The 22,437-nt window shown below is 57.4% G+C and carries 20 protein-coding genes and 1 tRNA gene; 17 read left to right on the top strand and 4 right to left on the bottom strand.

What is annotated here, in order from left to right:
* The first annotated feature begins 8 nt into the window (after positions 1-8).
* From I9182_RS02890 to I9182_RS02875, 4 genes are all read left to right on the top strand, one after another.
* Positions 9-1,064 (top strand): methyltetrahydrofolate cobalamin methyltransferase, encoded by a 1,056-nt coding sequence (locus tag I9182_RS02890; protein ID WP_209596344.1) that lies wholly within the window; start codon positions 9-11, stop codon positions 1,062-1,064.
* A gap of 127 nt (positions 1,065-1,191) precedes the next feature.
* Positions 1,192-2,019 (top strand): polyphosphate kinase 2, encoded by an 828-nt coding sequence (locus I9182_RS02885; protein ID WP_209596342.1) that lies wholly within the window; start codon positions 1,192-1,194, stop codon positions 2,017-2,019.
* 68 nt (positions 2,020-2,087) lie between these two features.
* Positions 2,088-2,161, top strand: a tRNA-Gly gene (locus tag I9182_RS02880).
* A gap of 190 nt (positions 2,162-2,351) precedes the next feature.
* Positions 2,352-3,944, top strand: a complete 1,593-nt coding sequence (locus I9182_RS02875; protein ID WP_209596340.1) for a trypsin-like peptidase domain-containing protein — start codon at positions 2,352-2,354, stop codon at positions 3,942-3,944.
* Here the strand turns inward: I9182_RS02875 and I9182_RS02870 are convergent, their stop codons facing one another.
* The 3 genes from I9182_RS02870 to I9182_RS02860 all read right to left on the bottom strand — a co-directional run bounded on the left by I9182_RS02870 (position 3,945) and on the right by I9182_RS02860 (position 8,235).
* Complete coding sequence (locus I9182_RS02870; protein ID WP_209504887.1) at positions 3,945-5,561, bottom strand: hypothetical protein; 1,617 nt, start codon at positions 5,559-5,561, stop codon at positions 3,945-3,947.
* Positions 5,562-5,609: 48 nt separating this feature from the next.
* On the bottom strand, positions 5,610-6,833 hold the full coding sequence (locus tag I9182_RS02865; protein ID WP_209596338.1) for an amino acid permease: 1,224 nt from the start codon (positions 6,831-6,833) through the stop codon (positions 5,610-5,612).
* 379 nt (positions 6,834-7,212) lie between these two features.
* Positions 7,213-8,235 carry a LacI family DNA-binding transcriptional regulator gene (locus I9182_RS02860; protein ID WP_209596336.1) on the bottom strand — a complete coding sequence of 341 codons (1,023 nt, stop codon included), beginning with the start codon at positions 8,233-8,235 and terminating at the stop codon, positions 7,213-7,215.
* A gap of 134 nt (positions 8,236-8,369) precedes the next feature.
* On the opposite strand from I9182_RS02860, the gene I9182_RS02855 reads away from it, so the two are divergent.
* The 11 genes from I9182_RS02855 to I9182_RS02805 all read left to right on the top strand — a co-directional run bounded on the left by I9182_RS02855 (position 8,370) and on the right by I9182_RS02805 (position 17,379).
* Positions 8,370-8,555 (top strand): hypothetical protein, encoded by a 186-nt coding sequence (locus I9182_RS02855; RefSeq protein WP_209596334.1) that lies wholly within the window; start codon positions 8,370-8,372, stop codon positions 8,553-8,555.
* Between the two features lie 23 nt (positions 8,556-8,578).
* Positions 8,579-9,724, top strand: a complete 1,146-nt coding sequence (locus tag I9182_RS02850) for a TRAP transporter substrate-binding protein (protein WP_209596332.1) — start codon at positions 8,579-8,581, stop codon at positions 9,722-9,724.
* A 107-nt stretch (positions 9,725-9,831) separates the two neighbouring features.
* Entirely contained in the window at positions 9,832-10,344 is a 513-nt protein-coding gene (locus tag I9182_RS02845) for a TRAP transporter small permease (RefSeq protein WP_209596330.1), read from the top strand.
* Positions 10,345-10,355: 11 nt separating this feature from the next.
* Positions 10,356-11,684, top strand: coding sequence for a TRAP transporter large permease (locus tag I9182_RS02840; RefSeq protein ID WP_209503871.1), 1,329 nt, complete (start codon positions 10,356-10,358; stop codon positions 11,682-11,684).
* 12 nt (positions 11,685-11,696) lie between these two features.
* Complete coding sequence (gene hisD, locus I9182_RS02835) at positions 11,697-13,004, top strand: histidinol dehydrogenase (RefSeq protein ID WP_209596328.1); 1,308 nt, start codon at positions 11,697-11,699, stop codon at positions 13,002-13,004.
* On the top strand, positions 12,997-13,758 hold the full coding sequence (locus tag I9182_RS02830; RefSeq protein ID WP_209596326.1) for an SDR family oxidoreductase: 762 nt from the start codon (positions 12,997-12,999) through the stop codon (positions 13,756-13,758). Before hisD ends, I9182_RS02830 begins: the two co-directional genes overlap by 8 nt.
* The gene (locus tag I9182_RS02825; protein ID WP_209596324.1) at positions 13,755-14,735 is read left to right on the top strand and encodes an alcohol dehydrogenase catalytic domain-containing protein; all 981 of its coding nucleotides are present in this window, start codon (positions 13,755-13,757) and stop codon (positions 14,733-14,735) included. The genes I9182_RS02830 and I9182_RS02825 overlap by 4 nt, the downstream gene beginning before the upstream one ends.
* A gap of 23 nt (positions 14,736-14,758) precedes the next feature.
* On the top strand, positions 14,759-15,169 hold the full coding sequence (locus I9182_RS02820) for a universal stress protein (protein WP_209596322.1): 411 nt from the start codon (positions 14,759-14,761) through the stop codon (positions 15,167-15,169).
* A gap of 46 nt (positions 15,170-15,215) precedes the next feature.
* Positions 15,216-15,722 carry a sulfopyruvate decarboxylase subunit alpha gene (comD, locus tag I9182_RS02815; protein ID WP_209503876.1) on the top strand — a complete coding sequence of 169 codons (507 nt, stop codon included), beginning with the start codon at positions 15,216-15,218 and terminating at the stop codon, positions 15,720-15,722.
* Positions 15,719-16,273 carry a sulfopyruvate decarboxylase subunit beta gene (gene comE, locus I9182_RS02810; protein WP_209503877.1) on the top strand — a complete coding sequence of 185 codons (555 nt, stop codon included), beginning with the start codon at positions 15,719-15,721 and terminating at the stop codon, positions 16,271-16,273. Before comD ends, comE begins: the two co-directional genes overlap by 4 nt.
* Positions 16,273-17,379, top strand: coding sequence for an alpha-hydroxy acid oxidase (locus tag I9182_RS02805; RefSeq protein WP_209503878.1), 1,107 nt, complete (start codon positions 16,273-16,275; stop codon positions 17,377-17,379). Before comE ends, I9182_RS02805 begins: the two co-directional genes overlap by 1 nt.
* Positions 17,380-17,432: 53 nt before the next feature.
* Here the strand turns inward: I9182_RS02805 and I9182_RS02800 are convergent, their stop codons facing one another.
* Positions 17,433-19,478, bottom strand: a complete 2,046-nt coding sequence (locus I9182_RS02800; RefSeq protein WP_209596320.1) for an ASKHA domain-containing protein — start codon at positions 19,476-19,478, stop codon at positions 17,433-17,435.
* A 217-nt stretch (positions 19,479-19,695) separates the two neighbouring features.
* On the opposite strand from I9182_RS02800, the gene guaB reads away from it, so the two are divergent.
* Both guaB and I9182_RS02790 read left to right on the top strand, forming a co-directional pair.
* A complete protein-coding gene (gene guaB / locus I9182_RS02795; RefSeq protein ID WP_209596318.1) occupies positions 19,696-21,144 on the top strand; it encodes an IMP dehydrogenase in 1,449 nt (482 codons plus the stop codon).
* Between the two features lie 93 nt (positions 21,145-21,237).
* On the top strand, positions 21,238-22,395 hold the full coding sequence (locus I9182_RS02790) for an RsmB/NOP family class I SAM-dependent RNA methyltransferase (protein ID WP_209596316.1): 1,158 nt from the start codon (positions 21,238-21,240) through the stop codon (positions 22,393-22,395).
* Positions 22,396-22,437 lie beyond the last annotated feature (42 nt).

The following is a 22,437-nucleotide window of genomic DNA, read 5'->3' as shown; positions in this document are numbered from 1 at the left end:
GAACGGACATGACCCGAACAGTCGTAGAATCAAAAACAAAAACAGCCGTCCTGGGCTTTGACGAACCGTTCTGCGTGATCGGTGAGCGGATCAACCCGACCGGTCGGAAAAAGCTGGCGGCCGAACTGGAAGCAGGCGATTTCTCGACCGTCGAGAAGGATGCACTGGCGCAGGTGATGGCGGGCGCGACCGTTCTGGATATCAATGCGGGCGTCGTCTACAACTCGAACCCCAACCCGAACGAGACCGAACCGCCACTGATGCGCAAGATCGTTGAGCTGGTGCAGGGTCTGGTCGAAGTTCCGCTGTGTATCGACTCGTCGGTTCCCGGTGCTCTGGAAGCGGGTCTTGAGGCGGCGGAAGGTCGCCCGCTGCTGAACTCGGTCACAGGTGAGGAAGAGCGTCTGGAGCTGGTTCTGCCGCTGGTCAAAAAATACAACGTTCCTGTTGTGGCGATCTCGAACGACGACACAGGCATATCGGAAGACCCCGATGTCCGTTTCGAAGTGGCCAAAAAGATCGTTCAGCGCGCTGCCGATTTCGGCATCCCCGCGCATGACATCGTTGTTGACCCGCTGGTCATGCCGATTGGCGCGATGGCAACTGCCGGTCAGCAGGTGTTTGCTCTGGTCCGCCGCCTGCGCGAGGAGCTGGGCGTGAACACCACCTGTGGCGCGTCCAACATCTCGTTCGGCTTGCCGAACCGCCACGGCATCAACAATGCCTTCCTGCCGATGGCTATGGGTGCCGGCATGACCTCGGCGATCATGAACCCGGTGGCACTTCCAGTGACGCAGACAAAGATTGCCGAGAAAAAAGAAGCCGTTGCCGCGGCGGGCATCATCCTGCCCGAAGGCATGGATGACGAGGCGTTCGTTCAGATGTTCGGCCTGGGCTCCACCAAGCCGCGCGCCGGTAAGGAGATGGAGGCCATCCGCGCTGCCAACCTGCTGACCAACAACGACCCGCATGGTGGCGAGTGGATCCGGTTCAACAAATCACCTGACGAGGCCGGTGGCGCAGCCGGTAGTCGTCGCGGTGGTGGCCGTCGTCGCCGCGCCTGATTGCATCAACAAAAAACAGCAAAGGCCGGGCACTGTGCCCGGCCTTTTTCGTTTGCCCCTGATCAATGTCGATTTTACGCAAGGGTTCAGGATATCCTGATCTGGGACGCAACGATCAGGTGGCACCATGCGCAAACATCACCCCCCGAACCTCTCAGAAGCGGATCTGACCAAGCGGTTGGGCAAAAAGGAGTATTTCGAGCAACTGATTGATCTTCAGGCCAAACTGGCCAGGATTCAGCAAGCGTATCTGTTTCACGGGCTCAAGGGTGTGCTGGTGTTCGAGGGTTGGGATGCGGCAGGCAAGGGGGGAACCATTCGTAGGATCAGCCAGGCTTTAGACCCGCGCAGCTTTAAGGTCTGGCCAATTGGGGCACCCCGGAACTACTACCTCAACCGGCATTACCTGCTGCGGTTTTGGGAACGTTTGCCACCGTCCGGTGCGATATCCGCGTTCGACCGCAGCTGGTACGGGCGCGTGTTGGTCGAGAGGATCGAGAACCTGACCCCGGAAACACGCTGGCGCGCTGCCTATCAGGAAATCAATGATTTCGAGCGCATGCTGGTCGATGATGGTGCCCGGATCGTCAAGCTGTTCTTTCACATCTCTGAAGATGAACAGATGAAGCGGTTTACAGAACGGCTGAGAAACCCGCTGAAGCGCTGGAAGCTGACGTACGAGGATTTCAGGAATCGCGAGAAATGGGATGATACCGAGGTCGCCGTGGATGAAATGCTGGCCCGGACGTCAACCGATCTGGCGCCGTGGCACGTGATACCAGCCAATAACAAAAGATACGCACGTATCAGCGCCATAAAGGCCATTGTCAAAGCGTTTTCAGCCGGGGTCGATCTGAACCCGCAACATCTGGACAGCCGCACGCTTGAGGCGGCCATCCAGGCTTTGGATGTTGATGACTCGCTGATCGACAGTCTTCGTGCGCGGACCGAGTGACATTTTCCGGGCCACCTGAAACGATCCGGCTTGCGCGTCGGGGAACTCTGGTTATATCTCAGGGTGCGGCGGGTATGATGTAATGGTAGCCTGTCAGCTTCCCAAGCTGAACGCGCGGGTTCGATTCCCGCTACCCGCTCCAGAACTCTCAGGTCAGACGGCGATTTCCGGTGAAGGTCTGCTCTGGCAGGCATTGCAGCCGTGTCGGGACGTTCCACCAAATTGACTTGTGCCTGTAGATATTTCCGGTTATGGGCATCCCCCTTGCGATTGGTAGGATTCCGGGCGTCTTATGATAGAGTGACCCCATCACTGTTGAGCAGAGCCCAACTATGCGGGAAATGGATCAGATCGGCGCGAAAACGCCCCAAGAGCCTTGCGCAGGTGATGTTCATGCCTTTCTGGAGAGCCTGACGGGCCCGTCCCGAGGAACTGTTTCCTGGCTTGTCGACAGCGCATTGACTGTTTCTGTCGGCGAAGCCCGTGCGCTAGGCCTGCGCCTAAAAGACAACACGCCGCCTCATGACGAAGACATCGCAACGCTTCAGTGGTCCGAGGGGGGCTATGTGCTCAACGCGCTGGCTGGGCAAGACATCTGGGTCAATGGCCACAAGATTGTATCAGCATCGCTGAAACACGGCGACATGATCGAATTTGGCGAATTGGGCCCGATCTCACGGTACCGCATATGTACTCAGAGGTTTCCCATTCGTCATACGGTCGAAGATATCCTGAGTGACGCCTATGCCTATGCGCGGTCAAGTCGCCGGCCCTTTGCCCAAAGAATGTCGGGTGCGCTACGTGAGAGTGGGCGACGGCTTGTTTCTCAAACCACTATGTTCTTCAGGATTACGGTGGTTGCCGCGATTGCGCTGATCGCAGGTCTGCTGTTCCTGCTTTATCAAAACGACCGGAGACTGGCCGACAGTCTACAACAGGAAGCCCGCAAGATCGAAGCAGTGGCTTCCATGCTTAGCCAGACGCGGGAAGATGTGCTGACCCCCGAAGACCTTGTGGCGTTGAGGGATGCCTTTCAGAAGCAGCTGATATCTACCGAGCAGCGGTTGGGTACCCTTGAACAGCGCGCAGGGGCGTCCACGCGGGTCATCACCGCGTCTACTCAATCCGTGGCTTTCATTCAGGGTGCCTACGGATTGCGTCATGTCGAAAGCGGCAAACTGCTGCGCCATGTGTTGGGGCCAAACGGAGAGAAGTTGCAAACACCCTTCGGACAACCCTGGATCGAACCGGACGCAACGGGTGAGCCCGCAGAGTTCCAGTTCACCGGCACCGGGTTTCTGCTGGAGGGTACACCGCTGATGGCCACCAACCGCCACGTTGCCTTGCCCTGGACAACCGGCGACAAGGCTCAGGCACTGAAAAACGCAGGTCTTGAGGCCGAGATGCTGCAGTTGCTGGCCTATCTGCCAGGTCAGACCGATCCGATCGAGGCTACTTTGGACCGCTTCAGTGAAACCGCCGATCTGGCGCTTTTGTCGGTTGATCCAAGCCGAATTGAAGGGCAGGGATTACGACTGGCCGATGACCTTCCTCGCAGCGGTGACGAAGTCTTTCTGCTGGGGTATCCCACTGGCCTGAAAGCGTTAATTGCGCAGGCGGGGCCGGAATTTCTGAAAACGCTCGAGAAAGACGAGTCCGTCAATTTCTGGACGATCGCCGCACGGTTATCTGCGCAAAACCAGGTTCAACCTCTCGCCAGCCGAGGAATCGTGGCGCAGACAAGTCCGGGGGCAGTTGTTTATGACGCAGAAACAACCTCAGGAGGAAGCGGAGGACCGGCCCTGAACCGCAAGGGTGAGGTGGTCGCGATTAACGCCGCGATCCTGCCAGAGTTCGGAGGCTCGAACATCGGGGTTCCGGTCTTGCACCTGAAAACCTTGCTGAATGAAACTGCCAGCCAGTAATCAATCACTGGTCTGGAACGGCGATTTTTGAACAAAGAATACGACTGCCAACGGAACGATCACAGAAATCACGGCCACGGCGATCAACAGGTGCCCAAGTTGGCCGTAATCGGCAATTGATGAGACGACACCGGTTTCCGGATCGGTTACTGCGCGCGACACCACGAAAATCTGGTTCAGGTATTTCGTTGCCAAACTGCTGGCCGATAAGGCCATGTTGGTGAATGACGCCATGACGGCAAAGAAAGTTGCCTTCAGATGCACAGGAGCATTGCGTGCGATCCAGGCCAGCATAGGAACCATCGCAATTTGGCCCAGTGGAGATTCAACTGCGGTGTCGAGGATTGCGATGAACCTTGCGTCTACGATCCCGCCGGTATGCGCAGACGTCCATTCATGCACGCCGTAATACAGCGCAAGGTTGGGCAGGGCGAGGACCCCCGACGCGATGGTTAGAATGATGACGACCTGCGCAATCGAGCGGTTGGCCATAAACGGTCTCAGGACGATCAGCCCGACCAATGCAAGCAGGGACGTCAGAAGCGCCAGGATAGCCAGGAACTGCTCGTCAAACCCCAACTCGTCAATTTCGAACCAGGTCAACCCTGGCCCGGGCAGGGGAACCGCGCGAAACACGAAGATGATTATTGCGGTACCAATCAGGGCCTTTGCCTGATTTAGGTTCAGTTCCTTCACCAAGCGTGACATCAGGTACAAGATCACACTCAGTGAGACTGCAAAAATAGTTTCCTGAGCGAGTTGGAAATTCGATGTTCCCAACACAATGCTCAGTACGACAAAGGCGAGACCGCCCAGCAGGATCGGCCATTTGACCTCGGTGGTTTCGTCAGGGGTATGCGGGGGATGACCTAGGCGAAGACGTTGACGCTGTATCAAACTGTGCAAGACCACGCCGCTGACGGACAACAGAGGAATGACAAGTGCAATCAGATAGACGTTGCCATACAATGCAAGGCGGTCTGATTTCTGCATGCCTTCGGTTCCCGAGAACACCCAGATGTTGACCGCCGCAACGGCTGCGAATCCGGAGATAATGGCGATCCTGCCCAGTGTTTGCATTGTTGTATGCTGAGCACGGGTTTCCTCGGGTGAAAACGGCTGCCCGTCGGGATTGATCTTTGGAACGGCTTCGACCGTCATCGCGTCGGCGACAACATCCTGAATGGCATAGCCGGAAGGCGCCAAGAGCAGGGCAATGATGTACCAGTGTTCCAGCGGAATCACATCAGCCATATGCCCGGGAAAGGCTACAAGCCCGTACATGGTGAGCAGGGACAAGGTAATCAGGGTTGCCCCCAATAGAATCAGCAATGACTTCCACCGCCAAAACAGATCAACGATATGACCCAGCGGCATTTTCAGGATCCAGGGAAGCCCGGCCCAAAATGCCAGCCCCGCAACAAAGGATGCGGATAGGTTAAGGTAGTCCTTAAGAAAGAAGGCGCCGACGACCGATGTCAGGCCAGAAACACCGGCGGCAAAATAGACCATGAGCGGTGGCAGGTAGGACCATTGCATCTGTCGGGCCAGATCAACAAAGGTTCTATGCCACCATGCAGAAAGCATCGCTCCTGTAGAAGGCTGGTCAGTGGTCATGTTCACGTAAATCGCATCGTAGGATTTCCTTGACCTAATGATACAGGCTTACAGAAACGCGGACGCAAAAAGCAACAAACTGGTCACTACCCCAAAGAGAGGAACAACAAGTGGCACACGGAACTGCGGTTCTTCGAATTCAGCCCGGGTCTTCAAAAGGATCAGTGAAAGATTGACCAGCACAAAGACACCCAGAACAATTTGCGACGTGCGCTCGGCCAGAATGGCGATTGGAAGCGTTTGGGTCAGCAACAGGATTATCGCCATGACCACGATTGTCGCTACCGTTGGTGTCTGAGTGACCTGAGATACCTTAGCCAGAAGCTTTGGCAAATGATCCCGGTCCGCGAGCCCGTAGATCACGCGGGATGCCATGATCATCTGGATCAGAACACCATTGATTGTGGCTACGATGGCAATGGCCGAAAACCCCTGCTGGACAACCTCGGGCGCGTCCGTGAAAATCAGGGCTAGCGGCGCGGCGGACGCTGAAAGGACATCGATCGGCACTACATAAAGAACAGTCATGGACGTACCAAGATACAAGACCGTGGCTAGAATAAGCGTCAACAGGATTGCTTTCGGGATTGTTCCGGCGGGGTCTTTAACCTCTTCAGCGACATTTGCCATGTCCTCGAAACCCACAAAGGCGAAAAACGCCAGAAGCGAAGCCGCCAATATCCCTCTCCAGGCGTTTGGGTCCAGCCCGGGAACCATCTGGGTGAGGGCATAGCCCTGAGGGTCTGGAAGGGACAGACCCCAACCAATAACGACGAGTAACCCGCTGATTTCTATGATGGTAATGACTGCCGCCACCAATACCGATTGCGAGATTCCCCAAAGGGCGATCAGCCCCATGACCAGAACAACACCGATTGTCAGACCTGAAATGCCCAAACCGGTGAGTGTATGAAGGTATGAGGCGGCCCCGATAGCCACGGCCGAGGCAGAGATGATGCCCGAGGCGGCCACCGCGAGACCGACCAGCACGGCCATCCAGCTTTTCTGAAACCCAGCTTCGACATAAGCGGCCTCACCCGCACTCACAGGATATCGGGTTGCCAGTTCTGCGTATGACAGGGCGGTCAGCGCAACAACAAGCGCAGCAATCAGGAACGAAACCGCGGCATATGGGCCCGCTATCCCGGCCGTCGCACCAACAAGCACATAAATGCCAGCCCCCACGGTCACTCCAAGCCCATAGAGCGTGAGCAGCGGGGTCGTCAGCGCCCGTCGCAGCTTTGGTGTCTTTTGTTCAACGATGGACATCATCTATCCGCCAATTGGATTGCATCGCGTGTTTTAAGTTGGCATCGACGTTTCCGTGCTTGGTCCCGTCGCCTTGATCATATGCACTTACTGGCATGCGGTAAGTGCCGAGTAGCCAGAGGGTAGCCGGCAGAAGAGCGCGCAGCGCGTTCGCCGCGCCCACGGAGCGAACTTTCACACCACTGAATCACTGATCACCGGAAAATTTGCTTGGGGTCAGGCAAGTGAGCGTCGGGCCCGATGATATATTCGTACTTCACTATGTGGTCGCATTGCGTGCCTTGATTCAGGTCAATGAAAGCGGAACGTCACACAGAATCGCAGCCCGGTGCGCCTTTCACACGCAATGAACTCGGGGATAAATCGCCGACCTTTCTGAGCGTTAGGGTATGCGGCCAAGCAAGGAGTCTCGGGTAACCAAATGGGTCGACAGTTCCAAAGACTGGCCCGAAGAGTTCGTTTCGATCATCCGTATCAACTCTTGCGCAGCTTTTTGACCCATTTCGCGGTGGGGCACGTGAACCGTTGTCAGGGCAGGGATGACAATGCGCGCGATTTCGATGTCGTCAAAGCCGGTAATTGACACATCATCAGGCACTCGGAGCCCCATTTTCTGCGCCTGTCTCAATGCGCCGACAGCCAGAACATCGTTTCCGCACAAAACTGCGGTCGGCGGTGTGTCACTCGCCATGAGATCCCTGAACGCCGTCGCGCCGTTTTCGAACTCATATGTGGCTTCGATCACCATTAGGTCATCCGGCTGCAAGCCGTGCTCAGCCATGGCGCTTTTTATCCCTGCGATCCTGAGCCGCGCCCGATCATTACCCGAACTGATACCCGATATCGTCGCAAGACGCGTATGTCCTTGTCTGATGATCTGGTCTGCCATCGCTTTCATGGCCTTGCGGTTGTCGAACCCAACTGACGGCACAGGTTTATCCGGCAGAAAGGACCAGGCAACCAGCGCGGGCACTTTCCGTCTGTCCAGATAATCGTAAATATCTGCGTCCCTGTCATGACCGATCAGCAACAGCCCATCCGCACCCCGTGCGACCAGGGTTCGGATCTGATCCTTTTCCGCTTCGGGTTCATAAGCTGAGCTGGAGACCAGCAGCGTGTAGCCACGCTGATGAATTTCTTCCTGAAACGCTTGTAACCCTCTTGCGAATATCGCGTTCTCCATGGTGGGGATGATGGCACCAATGGTAAATGACCGCTTTGCCGCCATCACACGGGCCGCGAAATTCGGCGTGTACCCCAATTCTTCGACCGTCGAAAGGACACGTTTGCGCGTAGCTTCAACAACTTGCTGCGGGTTGTTCAGACAGCGGGACACTGTCGCGGTCGATACGCCCGCGGCCTTGGCAACGTCATCCAGTGTCGGAGCAGACCGATGTTTTGACATTCTCGAACTCTCAATTCCGGTTGGCTTAAGTTAATCGCATTTTTGAAATGATGAAAGCATCAATGTAAGCGCTTGCAATATTGATGTAAGCGCTTACAAAGGTGTTGAGCCGATTCTGAAAGGGAGTCCCGGAAATGGTCCTTGCTGCATCCATCGTCGTTTTCGCGATCTATTTCGCAAACGTTGCACTGGGTGCTTTCGCAGGCAGCGCATTTCTCGGCGACGTAGGAGAGATGTTGGTTCTGTTCGCGGCCTCGATTTTGTTCGTTGTCGCAATTCTGAAAAAGGAAGCTGACCGAAACGCAACAGACGGCGGCTGAACTTTTGCTTGGGAGGGCAATTCATGAACAACGACAAGATTGAACTGGCGTCAGCGGAACGTCGCAACTTTCTGAAGCTGAGCGCAAGTGGCGCCTTCACGGCCGCATTGGTTGCCGGGGCCGGGGGTGTATTGTGGTCTTCCGAGGCTGCCGCGCAAACCGCAAAAGAAGAGAGTGAGCGCGAAAAAGCCGCAGACCACGTTATGACGGTGGCTACAGCCTACGTGCTGGGCGCGTCGCGCAGCTATCCGATCATGCAGCTGGACCTGAAGGAAAACATCCAGAATGCTACCAACGGCAAGGTCTATGTCAAATTGGCCCCCGGCGGCCAGCTTGGCGCAGGCGGCGCGCTGGTGCAGAAAGTACAGGGTGGAACCATTCAGGCCGCGCAGCACTCGCTGTCGAATTTTGCACCTTTCGCGTCCACGGTCGACCTGATCAACATGCCGTATCTGTGCGGATCGAACCAGCGCTTCACCAACCTTGTCCATTCGGACACGTGGAAAAGCGAAGTCCACCCCAAGGTCGAAGCGGCAGGCTTCAAGGCCCTGTTTTACGTGAATATCGATCCGCGTGTTGTCGCTGTCCGGCAGGGTGGCAATGCGGTCATAACCCCGGGCGACATGAGTGGGATCAAGTTCCGTGTTCCCGGATCAAAGATGCTGCAACAATACTATCGTATGGTCGGTGCCAACCCGACACCTGTGGCATGGGGCGAAACACCTTCTGCGATCAAGCAGGGTGTTGCCGACGCGCTCGATCCGTCGGTCGGGGCGCTTTATGTTTTCGGTTTCAAGGACATCCTTAGCCATGTGACCTTTACGCAGGCCGTTCCGGACAGTCAGGTTTATTCCTGTAATCTGGAGTGGTTCAACTCGATGCCTGCAGACGTGCAGGAAGGCATCATGTGGGGTGCCGAGATGACCGGTCATCAGAACCTGTCCAAAGTTCCGTCGGCCCGCGCCTATGCCATGGCCGAGTTGAACAAAGCTGGTGTTGAATTCCATTCGCTCAGCGATGATCAGCTGGCGGAATGGCAGGATGCCGGTGGGTATCAGCGTTCGGAATGGGATCCGTTCAAGACGGAACTGGCCGGTTCGATGGACAACTTTGAGAAGCTGGTCGAAGCGGCTGGTACGCAGGGCAAATACTACGTCCACGACGCCTAAGGCGAAACCCGTGGGCGCCTGCGGGCGTCCACGATCTTGTACTGCGCGGCCGACAGTGGCCCGTCAAGGCAGGTGCGGACTTGGCTGTTCCATCGCCGGAGGATCAGATGACCGTTCTTCAGAACATTGACCGAAACGCCGAACGCTGGTTGCTGCTGGTGTTCTACGTGATGCTGGTAATCACCATGGCCATCGAGGTGCTGCGGCGCGAGATATTCGCCTATTCCTCGATCTGGGGCGAAGAAATCGTACGGTATTCCTTTATCTACCTTGCCTGGATCGGTGCGGCTGCCGCGGTGAAAGAGCGCGCCCATATCCGGATCGACGTGATCATGCACTACGTCGGGCCGCGCCCCAAAGCACTGCTTTATATCTTCGGCGATCTGGTGATGTTCATGGTGGCGATCATCGCACTCTACTGGTCGTATGAAGCGGTTCACATTTCGGCCAAGTTTGGTTCCGTTACGGACGGTTTGCGGATTTCCAAGGTTTGGTTCCTGATGGCTGTGCCGACCGGGTTTGCCCTGATGATCTGGCGGCTGATCCAATCCCTGTTACGCGATCTGAAATGCCTTCGCGACGGCACGCCCGTCTTCGAAGGTGACAAGCTGTTTGACTGAGGAGAGACCGGATGCTTTGGAATTCCCTCAATCAAACCGTTGAACTGGGTTGGGATTTTTACCTGCCGGTGATCCTGTTCGTAGGCCTGATTGCCTTGGCCGTGCCCGTTTGGGCTGCCATTGGGACAGCAGCGATTGTAATGCTGATCATGTCCGGTGACCTTCCTCTCAGCCTTGTCGGAGAGAGCCTGTTTACTGGCATTGACGCTTTTGCCCTGACTGCTGTGCCCTTGTTTATCCTGACCGGGGATGTTTTGGTTCGGACAGGGTTGTCACGCAAGTTTCTGGATGTTGCCGAGGCTTTGACATGCTTCGCCAAGGGGGGCTTTGGATCGGCCACGGTGCTGGTCTGCGGAATGTTTGCCGCGATTTCGGGATCAGACGCTGCCGGGGCTGCTGCGGTAGGCCGGATGACCATCAACCGGTTGGTGGAAAGCGGGTATCCGCGCCCCTACGCCTGTGCTCTGGTCGCGGCCGGTGCCTGCACCGGCATCCTGATACCGCCCTCAATCGCCTATATCATCATCGGCCTTGTGCTGGGTATCTCCGCATCGACGCTTTTTCTGGCCGCTCTGATCCCGGGTCTGGCTATCCTGGTGTCGATCCTGATCACCAACATCATCATGAACCGCCTTTATGCATACGAAGGCGGCGGGATGATGACCATGGGTGAATGGTTGGCCAATCTGGGCAAGGCGCTCAGGTCCGGCTGGTATGCCTTTATCGTACCGGGTATTATCTTTTACGGTATCTTCTCGGGGCGCCTGACACCGACTGAGGCTGGTGCCACAGCTGTTGTCGTCACCATCATCATGGGCTTCATCCTGCGTACACTGACACTGGCCGACTTTCCGTCGATGCTGGTCAGCTCTGCCAAGGTGAACGGGGTGATCCTGCCGATCATCGCATTTTCGGCACCGCTGGCCGAGGCGCTGGCGATCATGGGTGTTCCGCAGGGGTTTGTAACTTCGGTGACCTCGCTGACAGACGATCCGTATCTGCTGATCCTGTTGATGATTGGCATCCTGATCGCCGCGGGCTGCGTCATGGAGACGACGCCGAATATCGTGATCCTGGCACCGATCCTGAAACCACTGGCGGACAATATCGGCATGAACGAGATCCAGTTCTGCATCATGATGATCACCGCGCTGGGAGTGGGCTTTATCACCCCGCCGCTGGGGCTGAACCTGTTTGTCGTATCTGGCATTACCGGTGAATCCATTCTGAAGATTGCCGCCCGAGCCGTGCCTTTCGTATTGACCATGCTGATCGTGGTGATCCTGATCGCTTACGTGCCAGCCGTGTCGACAACATTGCTACCTGAAATCTACCAATAGGACCTGCTGAACATGCCTCGTGAATATCTGAAAAAGGCAACTTTAACGGCTCAATCACACGCCTCAGAGGTGCATGATACGGTGAAGACCATTCTTACCGATATCGAGGCGGGCGGTGATGCAAAGGCAAGAGAATACGCCGCCAAGTTCGACAAGTACGAAGGGAATGTCTTGCTGACCCCGGCTGAGATTGAGGCCGCCTGTGCAAAAGTGTCCGAAAAGCTGAAGGCCGACATCCGTTTCGCCCACGACAATGTGCGGCGCTTTGCCGAGACGCAGAAAGCGACCGTATCTGACGTTCAGACCGAGATCGTTCCGGGCTTCGTTGCCGGGCAGAAGGCAATTCCAGTGGATGCTGCAGGGTGTTACGTGCCAGGGGGGCGATACAGCCACATCGCCAGTGCGATTATGACAGTGACCACAGCGAAAGTTGCGGGATGTCGCCACATCACGGCGTGCTCGCCTCCGCGCCCTGGCGAAGGGGTTGCGCCTGCCATCATTTATGCGGCGCATATCTGCGGGGCCGACAGCATTCTGGCCATGGGGGGCGTGCAGGGTGTTGCCGCCATGACTTACGGTCTGTTCGGTTTGCCGCGCGCCAACATCCTTGTGGGCCCCGGCAACCAGTTCGTGGCCGAAGCCAAGCGCATCCTTTACGGCAAGGTTGGTATCGACATGATCGCAGGTCCGACCGACAGTTTGATCCTTGCCGATCAGTCTGCCGATGCGCATGTCGTCGCCACCGATTTGGTCAGTCAGGCCGAGCACGGATACAACTCGCCGGTCTGGCTGGTCACTGATGATCGCGACCTTGCGCAAAAGGTGATGGAACTGGTACCTGCGCTCATCGCCGATCTGCCGGAACTGAACCGCGAAAACGCCTCGGCCGCATGGCGCGATTATGCTGAGGTTATCGTCTGTTCCAACCGCGAAGAGATGGCCGCCTGTTCCGACGAATATGCACCCGAACATCTGACGGTTCAGGCTGAGGATCTGGATTGGTGGCTGGAACGACTGACCTGTTATGGATCGCTGTTTCTGGGCGAGGAAACAACCGTGTCATACGGAGATAAGGCGACCGGTACGAACCATGTTCTGCCAACCTCGGGCGCGGCCAGCTATACTGGCGGGCTGAGTGTCCACAAATACATGAAGATCGTGACGTGGCAGCGGGCTACGCGCGAAGGGTCGAAGCCCATTGCCGAAGCGACCGCGCGGATATCGCGGTTAGAAGGAATGGAGGGTCACGCCCGTGCAGCAGATGTGCGTCTTGCGAAGTATTTCCCGGACGAGCAGTTCGACTTGACTGCCGATGGATGACCCGCGCACTTTATTTGACCTGACAGGCCGGGTGGCGTGTATCACCGGTGCCAGCTCGGGACTTGGGCGGCAAGTGGCACGGACTCTTGCCGCAGCAGGTGCCCGTGTTATCGGCGTGGCCCGGCGCAGCGATGCGTTGGCGGAGATGCAGGCCGAGATTGGCACGCGTGCTGCAACGGTTGTTGCAGACGTTGCAGATCGCGCTGGGGTAGATGCGTTGACACAGGCCGTCGCTTCCAAGTTTGGCCCCCCCGACATTCTGGTTCATGCGGCTGGCCTGAATGCGCGTGAGGCTGCTGATTATGTTACTCCTGAGGGGTGGGATGCCACGCTTGCCCTGAACCTGAGCGCGCCGTTCTTCCTTAGTCAGGCGATGGTTCCGTCGATGAAGGAAAAGGGGTGGGGGCGTATTGTCAATTTCGCCTCGCTGCAAACAACGCGCGCTTTTCCAGGTGGTATCGCCTATGGCGCATCCAAGGCGGGGATCGGGCAGTTGACACGCGCCATGGCCGAGGCGTGGTCGCCTTTCGGCATAACCGCCAACGCCATCGGCCCGGGGTTCTTTCCCACCGAACTGACTCAGGCCGTGTTCGACGACCCCAAGCGCGCAGAACGGAACGCCGCGCAAACCTGTATCGGACGCAACGGACGAATGCAGGATATCGACGGACCGATCCTGTTCTTGTGCTCACAGGCTTCTGACTATGTCACAGGGCAGGTCCTTATGGTTGACGGAGGTTTCACAGCTAAATGAAGGCTCTGGTTTACAAAGATGTTGAACACATGGTGTTTGACGATGTGCCGAATGCCGAACCGGGCGCATCGGAACACCTGATCCGGGTCGAGGCGGTCGGCATCTGCGGATCGGACATGCACGCCTATCTGGGCCATGATGCACGTCGCCCAGCGCCCCTGATCCTAGGGCACGAGGCAGCCGGTGTCATTGTCGACGGATTACGTGCGGGTGATCGGGTAACGATCAATCCGCTGGTAAGCTGCGGTCAATGCGCTGCATGTCGGACGGGTCGCGAAAATCTTTGCCCGGATCGTCAGATCATCTCGATGCCACCGCGCGAAGGCGCTTTCGCGCAATACGTCTCGATGCCCGGCAGAAATCTTGTCGATGTGCCCGAGGATGTCTCTTTCGCCAAGGCTGCGTTGGCCGAACCTCTGGCGGTAGGCTGGCACGCAGTCAGATTGGGAATCGAGGCTCTGCATTCTGCGATGGACCGCCGCGCGTTGGTGATCGGCGGTGGGGCCATTGGCCTTGCAGCAGCCTTGGCCCTGCGGGCACAGGGTATTGAAGACGTTACAATCGCGGAACCAAACGCGTTGCGCCGGGCTTATCTGGCGGAAATCGAAAGTTTTGCGCTCGTGGATGCGCCCAATGGGTCTTTCCCGTTGGTCATTGATGCTGTTGGATATGCCGCGACACGGTCGGTCGCTTCGGCCCTGGCCGCGCCGGGTGGCGTGATCGCGCATGTCGGATTGGGTGAAGATGCCGGAGGTCTGGACGTGCGTCGCATGACCTTGCAGGAGATCACTTTTATCGGAACCTACACCTACACCGCGCAGGATTTCCGCGACACGGCTCAGGCGATCTTTGACGGCCGTCTTGGCGCACTGAATTGGGTTGATGAGCGTGCACTGGCCGATGGCGCGCAGGCGTTTCGCGATATCCGCTCTGGCTCCGTAGCCGCACCAAAGATTATCCTGAGACCCTGGGGATAAACCTGACAGAACTGGAGGCCACCATGTACAAGAAAATTCTGGTCCCGATGGCTTTGGATCACGGCATTTCACAGCATACGCTGGAAGTCGCGCGTGCCTTGTCCGAAAACGGGGCCGAGGTCATCGGCTTGCATGTCTACGAAATGCCTCAGGGATCGGTCAGCACCTATCTGGACAAATCCGCAGTGGCCGAAGGGTTCGAGCGCGCGAGGCAGGCCTTGTTGCAAAAGGTTGACGGGCTGGATGGTGTGAAAGCCGAAATCATCAAAGGGCACACCGCCCGCACCATCATTGACTACGCGACCAGCAACAATGTGGACTGCATTGTCATAGGTTCGCATAAACCGGATCTAAGCGACTACTTTCTGGGATCGACAGCGTCACGCGTTGTTCGTCATGCCCCCTGCGCTGTACATGTGCATCGCAGAACCTGATTTCCTTAATCGCGCCAAGCGCCCCAACAGGACCAACAGCCCGACCATGAACATAGACAAGAAGATAACCGACGATCTGGTGGCCAACGATATCTCGTTCGTCACCACCGTCCCCTGCAAGCAACTGGCAGGCGTCATCGCTGAAATCGACCAGCGAGAGGACATCTATCACATCCCGTCCAACAAGGAAGACGAGGGGATGGGCCTGTGCGCCGGGGCATGGATGGGCGGCAAGCGTCCCGCGATCATCATGCAAAACACCGCAATCGGTGTGACGATCAACACGCTGGCGACACTGATCCAGTTTTACCGAATGCCTTTGCCCATGCTGATTTCCTATCGCGGAGAGCTGCGCGAACCGGTTGCCTGCCAGGTTGAAATGGCTGTGCATACCAAAGCGCTGCTGGCTCAGCTGAATATCCCGACTTATCACTTCCACCATCAGTCAGATGTTGAGGAGCTCGACACGATCCTCAAATACACCTTTATGTGCAACAAACCGGTCGCCATTCTGACCGATGCCAGTTTCTGGGGAGGCTATGGCGACCAATGATCCGTTCTGAGATTCTGAAAGAAATTGCTCCGATCCTGCGCGATCAGCTTGTTGTTTGTAACATCGGCATTCCAAGTCAGGAACTGCATGCCATCGATGACCAGCCTACCAATTTCTATATGCTGGGCACGATGGGGCTGGCCTCATCCATCGGTCTGGGTCTGGCCTTGTCGCAGCCCAAGCCGGTTATCGTGATCGATGGGGACGGGTCGGTTCTGACCAATCTGGGTACCTTGCCGACCATCGCCAACAACGTGGCGGACAACTATATCCTGTTGATCGTCGATAATGGGTCATACGGGTCCACAGGGGATCAGCCGACATATGCTGGGCAGAAGACCTCTCTGGCGAAAATGGCGGAAGCCGCAGGATGCGAGCGCGTCATCGAATGCCAGGCCGAAGACACCGGCCGCGTGCTGCAAGAAGCGCTGGATTCGAAACAGATGACCATCATCGTGGCTAAGTGCGAAAGCGGAAATGCCAAGATGCCTGTTATCACGATGGATCCGGTGGTGATCCGCGACCGGTTCATGAAGGCCGTACAGGCCTGATGTTATCCAGCGCTATCCACAGTTCCGAGGACGCCCGCCGCCTCGCGCGGCGGCGTCTGCCGTGGATGGTATTTGACTATATCGACGGTTCCGCCGGGGCCGAGGTTGGCGCAGCCCGAAACAGGGCTGCACTGGATGCGCTGACCCTTCGTCCTAGAATTCTGAAAGATGTCAGCGAAAGGTCGCTTGCTTGTTCCGTCTTTGGGAGGTCGACCCAACGCCCGTTTGGCATCGCACCGATGGGCATGTGCAATCTGTCGGCCCCCGGTGCAGATCTGATGTTGGCACGTCTTGCGGCGCGGTACGAGGTGCCGCTTGGGGTATCAACCGTCGCATCAACCCCGATGGAAGACCTGATTGTCGAGGCAGAAGGACATGCCTGGTTTCAGCTGTATTTCAGCGGCGATGGCAGTGGCACGTTCAAGCTGGTCGAGCGCGCAAAGTCTGCGGGGTACGAAACGCTGGTGCTGACGGTGGATGTGCCCGAAGTGGGACGTCGCCCGCGTGAATTGCGCCATGGGTTCAGGATGCCATTCAAAATGGGGCCGAAACAGGTGCTTGATTTTGCGTTTCACCCCCGGTGGTCGCTATCAACACTACTGCGGGGCAAGCCCGAAATGGCGAATTTCCTGATGGACGGATATGATTTTGATCGCCGGGAAAGCCGGGCCAAGGCGACGTGGGAGATATTGGCCCGTCTGCGCGACCAGTGGGCCGGGACACTGGTGGTCAAGGGCGTTCTGGATGCAGAGGACGCGCTGAGCCTCAAGTCGGCAGGTGTCGATGCCATTCAGGTCTCAAGCCACGGTGGGCGCCAGTTGGACAGTGCGCCCGCGCCGATTGCCGTATTGCCTGAAATTCGGAACGCCGTCGGTCCGGAATATCCGCTGTTTTACGACAGCGGTTTGCGCTCGGGCGAGGATGTTTTGAAAGCCTTGGCAAACGGCGCAGATTTTGCCTTCTTCGGCCGCATCCTGCAATTTGCAATCGCGGCAGAAGGGGAAGAAGGGCTTGAGCAACTGTGGTCTGTGCTGAGTGATGAAATGAGTATTGCCATGGCGCAGATGGGCGTTTCGTCGCTGGACGAGGTGCGTCTCGAAACCTGAAACCAGTTTGGGGAACGACCCGAGGCGTACTTGCGAGTCGTTCCTATGCTGGTCTAACCGCGGCGTCTGCGACGGCGCCCACCGCCTGTTTCGCTCTCTCCACCTGTGTTGAAGCTTGGATTGGGCAGCGTGACAACCTGCGCCAGTTCCGGAAACGGATCGGTTTTGTGCGGGATCGCGTTGGCGGCCACGAAATGATCCTGGAACTTCGGCTCAATTGCGGTTTCGATCTTGGTGATCTCGCGCACGACGCGTTCGATTTCAGCGCGTGATCCGATATTGCACAGCGCAATCCGCGCACCTGTACCAGCGGCGTTACCCGCGCTGGTGACCTTGTCCAGCGGTGCATCAGGGATCATGCCCAGAACCATGGCGTGCTTGGTCGAGATATGAGCGCCAAAGGCACCGGCCAGAACCACACGATCCACCTTGTCGACTTCCATCTCGTCCATCAGAAGGCGCGCACCGGCATAAAGCGCGGATTTTGCCAGCTGGATGGCGCGGATGTCGCCCTGCGTGACAGTGATGCGGGGGCCGCCTTCGGCGCTGGCATCGTGAATCAGGTAAGCATGTGTGCGGCCTTCAGGAATGCAGCGGGCCGTTCCAGTCTGCTCGGCCGATCCGATCAGGCCGCTTTCGTCCAGAAGGCCAGCCATACGCATCTCGGCCACAGCTTCTATAATGCCCGATCCACAGATACCGGTGATACCAGTGGTGGCGACATCAAGGTCAAAGCCGTCTTCGTCCGACCATTTCTCGGACCCGATGATGCGAAAGCGGGGTTCCTTGGTAAGGGGATCGATTTCGATCCGCTCGATCGCGCCGGGTGCCGCGCGCTGGCCAGAACTGATCTGTGCGCCTTCAAACGCAGGCCCTGTGGGCGAGGAACAGGCCAGAACGCGGCTGGTGTTGCCCAGCAGGATTTCGGCATTGGTGCCCACATCGACGATCAGAACCAAATCCTCGGACTTGCCGGGTTCTTCGGACAGGGCAACTGCCGCACAATCCGCGCCTACGTGGCCCGCGATGCAAGGCAGGATATAGACCTGCGCGCGGGGGTTCATGGTGGTCAGTTCCATCTCGCGTGCAGGCAGGGACATCGACTCGGACGTGGCCAAGGCAAAGGGCGCCTGACCCAGTTCGACCGGGTCCAGACCCAGCAGCAGATGGTGCATGACCGGGTTGCAGACAAACACCGTTTCAACGATCAGCGCGGTGTCAATCCCAGCTTCTTCAGCGATTGAGGTGGTCAGATCATTGATCGCCTCGCGCACGGCTTTTGTCATTTCCTGATCCCCGCCGGGGTTCATCATGGAATATGAAACACGGCTCATCAGATCTTCGCCAAAGCGGATTTGCGGGTTCATCAGACCCGATGACGCCTTGACCTCGCCGGTTTCCAAGTCGGTCAGATGAGCCGCAATCGTAGTTGAGCCAAGGTCGATGGCCAGCCCATACAGCCCGCCTTCGTGCAGGCCGGGCCAGATTTCGACAATGCGTGCGACGCTGTCCTTGTGACCTTTGTGAACGGCCACAGTGACCTCCCATTTGCCTTTGCGCAGAACCGGTTGCAGCTTGGACAAAAGTGACAGATCCGCTGTGACCACGTCAATTTTCCACTGCTGGCGCAGTGCGCGCTCAAGGCGCTCCAGATCGCCGGTTGGCGAATGCATGTCGGGTTCTTCGACCACCACGAAATACAGACGCGTTGCTGAATCCATGGTGATGGCGCGTGCCGTGGCGGCCTTGCGAACGACCTGACGATGTACCTGGCTTTCTGGCGGTACGTCGATCACGACATCGCCCTGAACCGAAGCCTGACAGCCCAGTCGACGACCGGGTTTCAGACCGCGCTTGTCGTCGTATCGTTGCTCGACAGCGTTCCATTCGCTCAGCGCATCCTTGGCCACCGTGACGCCGTGCTTGGGAAACTCGCCATAGCTTGGGGTGATCTGACACTTTGAACAGATACCACGGCCCCCGCAAACCGAATCCAGATCCACTCCCAATTGGCGGGCTGCGGTCAGAATGGGCGTTCCGACAGGAAAATGCCCGCGTTTGCCGGACGGGGTAAAGACGACAAGTGGGTCGGTGGTCATGAGTGACATGCCTTTTTGTGTTCGCGCGTTTTCCCGGCAAGATATGGGTTTGAGCGCAAAGGGAAAGGGCTATCAGCGGCACGATTTGCGCGGCATGCGTCGTTTTCTTCGGCTGTATAGGCAACTGGAGCCACAGAGTTGCCCCCAAGGGCTTTTCCTTTGGTTCAATCCATGCAATAGGGTCACCGCCAAACGGGCTTTTGCATGGGGTATTCAGATGCAGATTCGTGAGGCACTCACCTTTGACGACGTTCTTCTGGTTCCGGCCGCATCTTCAGTGCTGCCGGCAACAGCGAACACCACCACGCGTGTCACGCGTGAGATTACCATGAACATCCCGCTGCTGAGCTCGGCTATGGACACTGTGACCGAGGCGCGCATGGCCATTGCCATGGCACAGGCGGGAGGTATCGGGGTCATCCACAAGAACCTTTCCGTAGAAGAGCAGTCTCGCGAGGTTCGCCGCGTCAAACGGTTCGAATCGGGTATCGTCTACAACCCCGTTACCTTGCGTGCGGATCAGACCCTGGCCGATGCGAAGGCTCTGGTCGAGCGCTATAATTTCACCGGTTTCCCGGTGGTTGACGCAGATGGTCGCGTGGTTGGTATCGTGACCAACCGGGATATGCGCTTTGCCAATTCAGACGACACGCCGATCAAGGCGATGATGACCTCGGAAAACCTGGCAATGCTGAAAGAACCCGCTGATCTGGAAGAGGCCAAAAGCCTGATGCGGGCCCGTCGTATCGAAAAACTGCTTGTCGTTGATGGCACGAGAAAACTGACAGGTCTGCTGACGCTGAAGGACACCGAACAGGCCGTTCTGAACCCAACTGCGTGCAAAGACCGGCTTGGCCGCCTGCGAGTGGCTGCCGCGACTTCGGTTGGAGACGCGGGATTTGAGCGGTCCGAGCAACTGGTGGCTTCGGGCGTGGATATCATTGTCGTCGATACGGCGCATGGTCATTCTCAGGGCGTGCTGGATGCGGTCAGACGGGTCAAGACCCTGTCGAACGAGGTCCAGATCATTGCCGGAAACGTGGCCACAGGCGAGGCGACCAAGGCACTGATCGACGCGGGTGCTGACGCCATCAAGGTGGGCATTGGCCCCGGCTCGATCTGTACAACACGCATGGTGGCGGGCGTTGGTGTACCTCAGCTGACCGCGATCAGTGATTGTGCGGCTGCGGCGGGGGATGTTCCGGTCATTGCGGATGGTGGCATCAAGTTCTCGGGCGATTTTGCCAAGGCAATCGCGGCTGGCGCGTCCTGCGCCATGGTCGGTTCGATGATCGCGGGCACAGACGAAAGCCCGGGTGAGGTCATTCTGTATCAGGGCCGGTCGTTCAAATCCTATCGCGGTATGGGCAGTCTTGGTGCGATGGCGCGCGGATCGGCGGATCGGTATTTCCAGAAGGACGCAGCAAATGACAAGCTGGTACCCGAAGGGATTGAAGGGCAGGTTCCTTACAAAGGATCAGCCAGTGCAGTGATCCACCAGCTAGTTGGTGGTTTGCGCGCCGCGATGGGATACACCGGCTGCGCGACTGTCGAAGAGATGCGCAGAAACTGCCAATTCGTAAAGATCACGGGCGCAGGTCTGAAAGAGAGCCACGTGCACGATGTTCAGATCACACGTGAAAGCCCGAACTACCGGGTGATGTAAGCCGTTGCGCATGACATACGGCACCCATACTCGGGGTGCCGTAGTGATTTTGGATTGGCCTGTCATGGCCTGTTTCAGTCAAGGTAATCCGTGATGACACCTGCTGCCCGCGTTCAGGCCTCGATTGAAATATTGGATCAAATTCTGGCCGGGGCGCCGGTTGAAAAAGTGCTGACCGGCTGGGCGCGGCGAAGCAGGTTTGCGGGCTCCAAGGATCGGGCAGCTATTCGCGATCATGTGTTTGACGCTTTGCGGTGCAAACGCTCGTTTGCTGCGTTGGGTGGTTCCGGAACTGGCCGCGGCCTGATGATCGGCGCAATTCGCGCATCGGGTGAAGATCCGGTTGAGTTTTTTACCGGTGACCGCCACGCGCCAGAAGCCCTTCAAAATGACGAAGTATCAAGGGATTTTACATCCGACGCCGAGAGATATGATCTTCCCGACTGGCTGTGGCCAAGGTTCGTTGCATCCTTGAACGATGCCGCCGTGCCTTGCGCATTGGCAATGCAAGAGCGCGCCCCGGTTTTTCTGCGGGTCAATCTGTTGAAAACGGATGCAACCCGGGCGATTGATGCTTTGGCAACCGACGGTATTTCAGCCCGTCCAACACCGATATGTGAGACCGGGCTGGAGGTGACAGAGGGCGCGCGCCGGATCGCGCAAAGTCAGGCATACGCTCAGGGCCTGGTCGAGCTTCAGGATGCGGCAAGTCAGGCGGTTGTTGCCGCCTTGGATCTGCGCCCTGGAATGCGCGTTTTGGACTACTGCGCAGGGGGCGGTGGCAAGTCGCTTGCGATTGCGGCCAACAAGGGTGTCGAGGTTTACGCTCATGATGTGAATGCGCGCCGAATGAAGGATATTCCAGCGCGGGCAGAGCGGGCAGGGGCCAGAATAACCATCCTGAACAGCGCGGAACTTGCTGGTCACGGGCCTTTTGACGTCGTTTTGGCCGACGCCCCGTGTTCTGGCAGCGGTTCGTGGCGGCGCGCACCGGCAGGCAAATGGGCGTTGACTGAAGAACGTTTGCAAGAACTCACGGTCATTCAGGCTGACATTCTCGCAGATATCACGCCATTGGTCCAAGCAGGTGGAATGCTGGCTTATGCAACGTGTTCGGTTCTTGCCGACGAGAACGATGCGGTTGTCGACAGGTTTCTGACAAAACATGCGGGCTGGCGTGAAACCTTCCGGCAGGCGTGGCAGGTAACGCGCGGGTCCGACGGGTTCTTTACGTCACACTTGACGCGCTGATCTTTCGGTAAATACAACCCTGGGTAGCTGATTTGTTTTTTA

It is taken from the genome of Ruegeria sp. HKCCSP351 (genome assembly GCF_017872535.1).
GTDB lineage: Bacteria > Pseudomonadota > Alphaproteobacteria > Rhodobacterales > Rhodobacteraceae > Ruegeria.
The sequence above is the reverse complement of the archived record's forward strand: the minus strand, read 5'-3'. Positions and strand labels throughout refer to the sequence as shown.

What these genes read in the sequence shown, in the direction of transcription:
- I9182_RS02890 (WP_209596344.1), top strand. Translation starts at nt 9, where the DNA reads ATGACCCGAACAGTCGTAGAATCAAAAACAAAAACAGCCGTCCTGGGC.
- I9182_RS02885 (WP_209596342.1), top strand. Translation starts at nt 1,192, where the DNA reads ATGCGCAAACATCACCCCCCGAACCTCTCAGAAGCGGATCTGACCAAG.
- I9182_RS02875 (WP_209596340.1), top strand. Translation starts at nt 2,352, where the DNA reads ATGCGGGAAATGGATCAGATCGGCGCGAAAACGCCCCAAGAGCCTTGC.
- I9182_RS02870 (WP_209504887.1), bottom strand. Translation starts at nt 5,561, where the DNA reads ATGACCACTGACCAGCCTTCTACAGGAGCGATGCTTTCTGCATGGTGG.
- I9182_RS02865 (WP_209596338.1), bottom strand. Translation starts at nt 6,833, where the DNA reads ATGATGTCCATCGTTGAACAAAAGACACCAAAGCTGCGACGGGCGCTG.
- I9182_RS02860 (WP_209596336.1), bottom strand. Translation starts at nt 8,235, where the DNA reads ATGTCAAAACATCGGTCTGCTCCGACACTGGATGACGTTGCCAAGGCC.
- I9182_RS02855 (WP_209596334.1), top strand. Translation starts at nt 8,370, where the DNA reads ATGGTCCTTGCTGCATCCATCGTCGTTTTCGCGATCTATTTCGCAAAC.
- I9182_RS02850 (WP_209596332.1), top strand. Translation starts at nt 8,579, where the DNA reads ATGAACAACGACAAGATTGAACTGGCGTCAGCGGAACGTCGCAACTTT.
- I9182_RS02845 (WP_209596330.1), top strand. Translation starts at nt 9,832, where the DNA reads ATGACCGTTCTTCAGAACATTGACCGAAACGCCGAACGCTGGTTGCTG.
- I9182_RS02840 (WP_209503871.1), top strand. Translation starts at nt 10,356, where the DNA reads ATGCTTTGGAATTCCCTCAATCAAACCGTTGAACTGGGTTGGGATTTT.
- hisD (WP_209596328.1), top strand. Translation starts at nt 11,697, where the DNA reads ATGCCTCGTGAATATCTGAAAAAGGCAACTTTAACGGCTCAATCACAC.
- I9182_RS02830 (WP_209596326.1), top strand. Translation starts at nt 12,997, where the DNA reads ATGGATGACCCGCGCACTTTATTTGACCTGACAGGCCGGGTGGCGTGT.
- I9182_RS02825 (WP_209596324.1), top strand. Translation starts at nt 13,755, where the DNA reads ATGAAGGCTCTGGTTTACAAAGATGTTGAACACATGGTGTTTGACGAT.
- I9182_RS02820 (WP_209596322.1), top strand. Translation starts at nt 14,759, where the DNA reads ATGTACAAGAAAATTCTGGTCCCGATGGCTTTGGATCACGGCATTTCA.
- comD (WP_209503876.1), top strand. Translation starts at nt 15,216, where the DNA reads ATGAACATAGACAAGAAGATAACCGACGATCTGGTGGCCAACGATATC.
- comE (WP_209503877.1), top strand. Translation starts at nt 15,719, where the DNA reads ATGATCCGTTCTGAGATTCTGAAAGAAATTGCTCCGATCCTGCGCGAT.
- I9182_RS02805 (WP_209503878.1), top strand. Translation starts at nt 16,273, where the DNA reads ATGTTATCCAGCGCTATCCACAGTTCCGAGGACGCCCGCCGCCTCGCG.
- I9182_RS02800 (WP_209596320.1), bottom strand. Translation starts at nt 19,478, where the DNA reads ATGACCACCGACCCACTTGTCGTCTTTACCCCGTCCGGCAAACGCGGG.
- guaB (WP_209596318.1), top strand. Translation starts at nt 19,696, where the DNA reads ATGCAGATTCGTGAGGCACTCACCTTTGACGACGTTCTTCTGGTTCCG.
- I9182_RS02790 (WP_209596316.1), top strand. Translation starts at nt 21,238, where the DNA reads ATGACACCTGCTGCCCGCGTTCAGGCCTCGATTGAAATATTGGATCAA.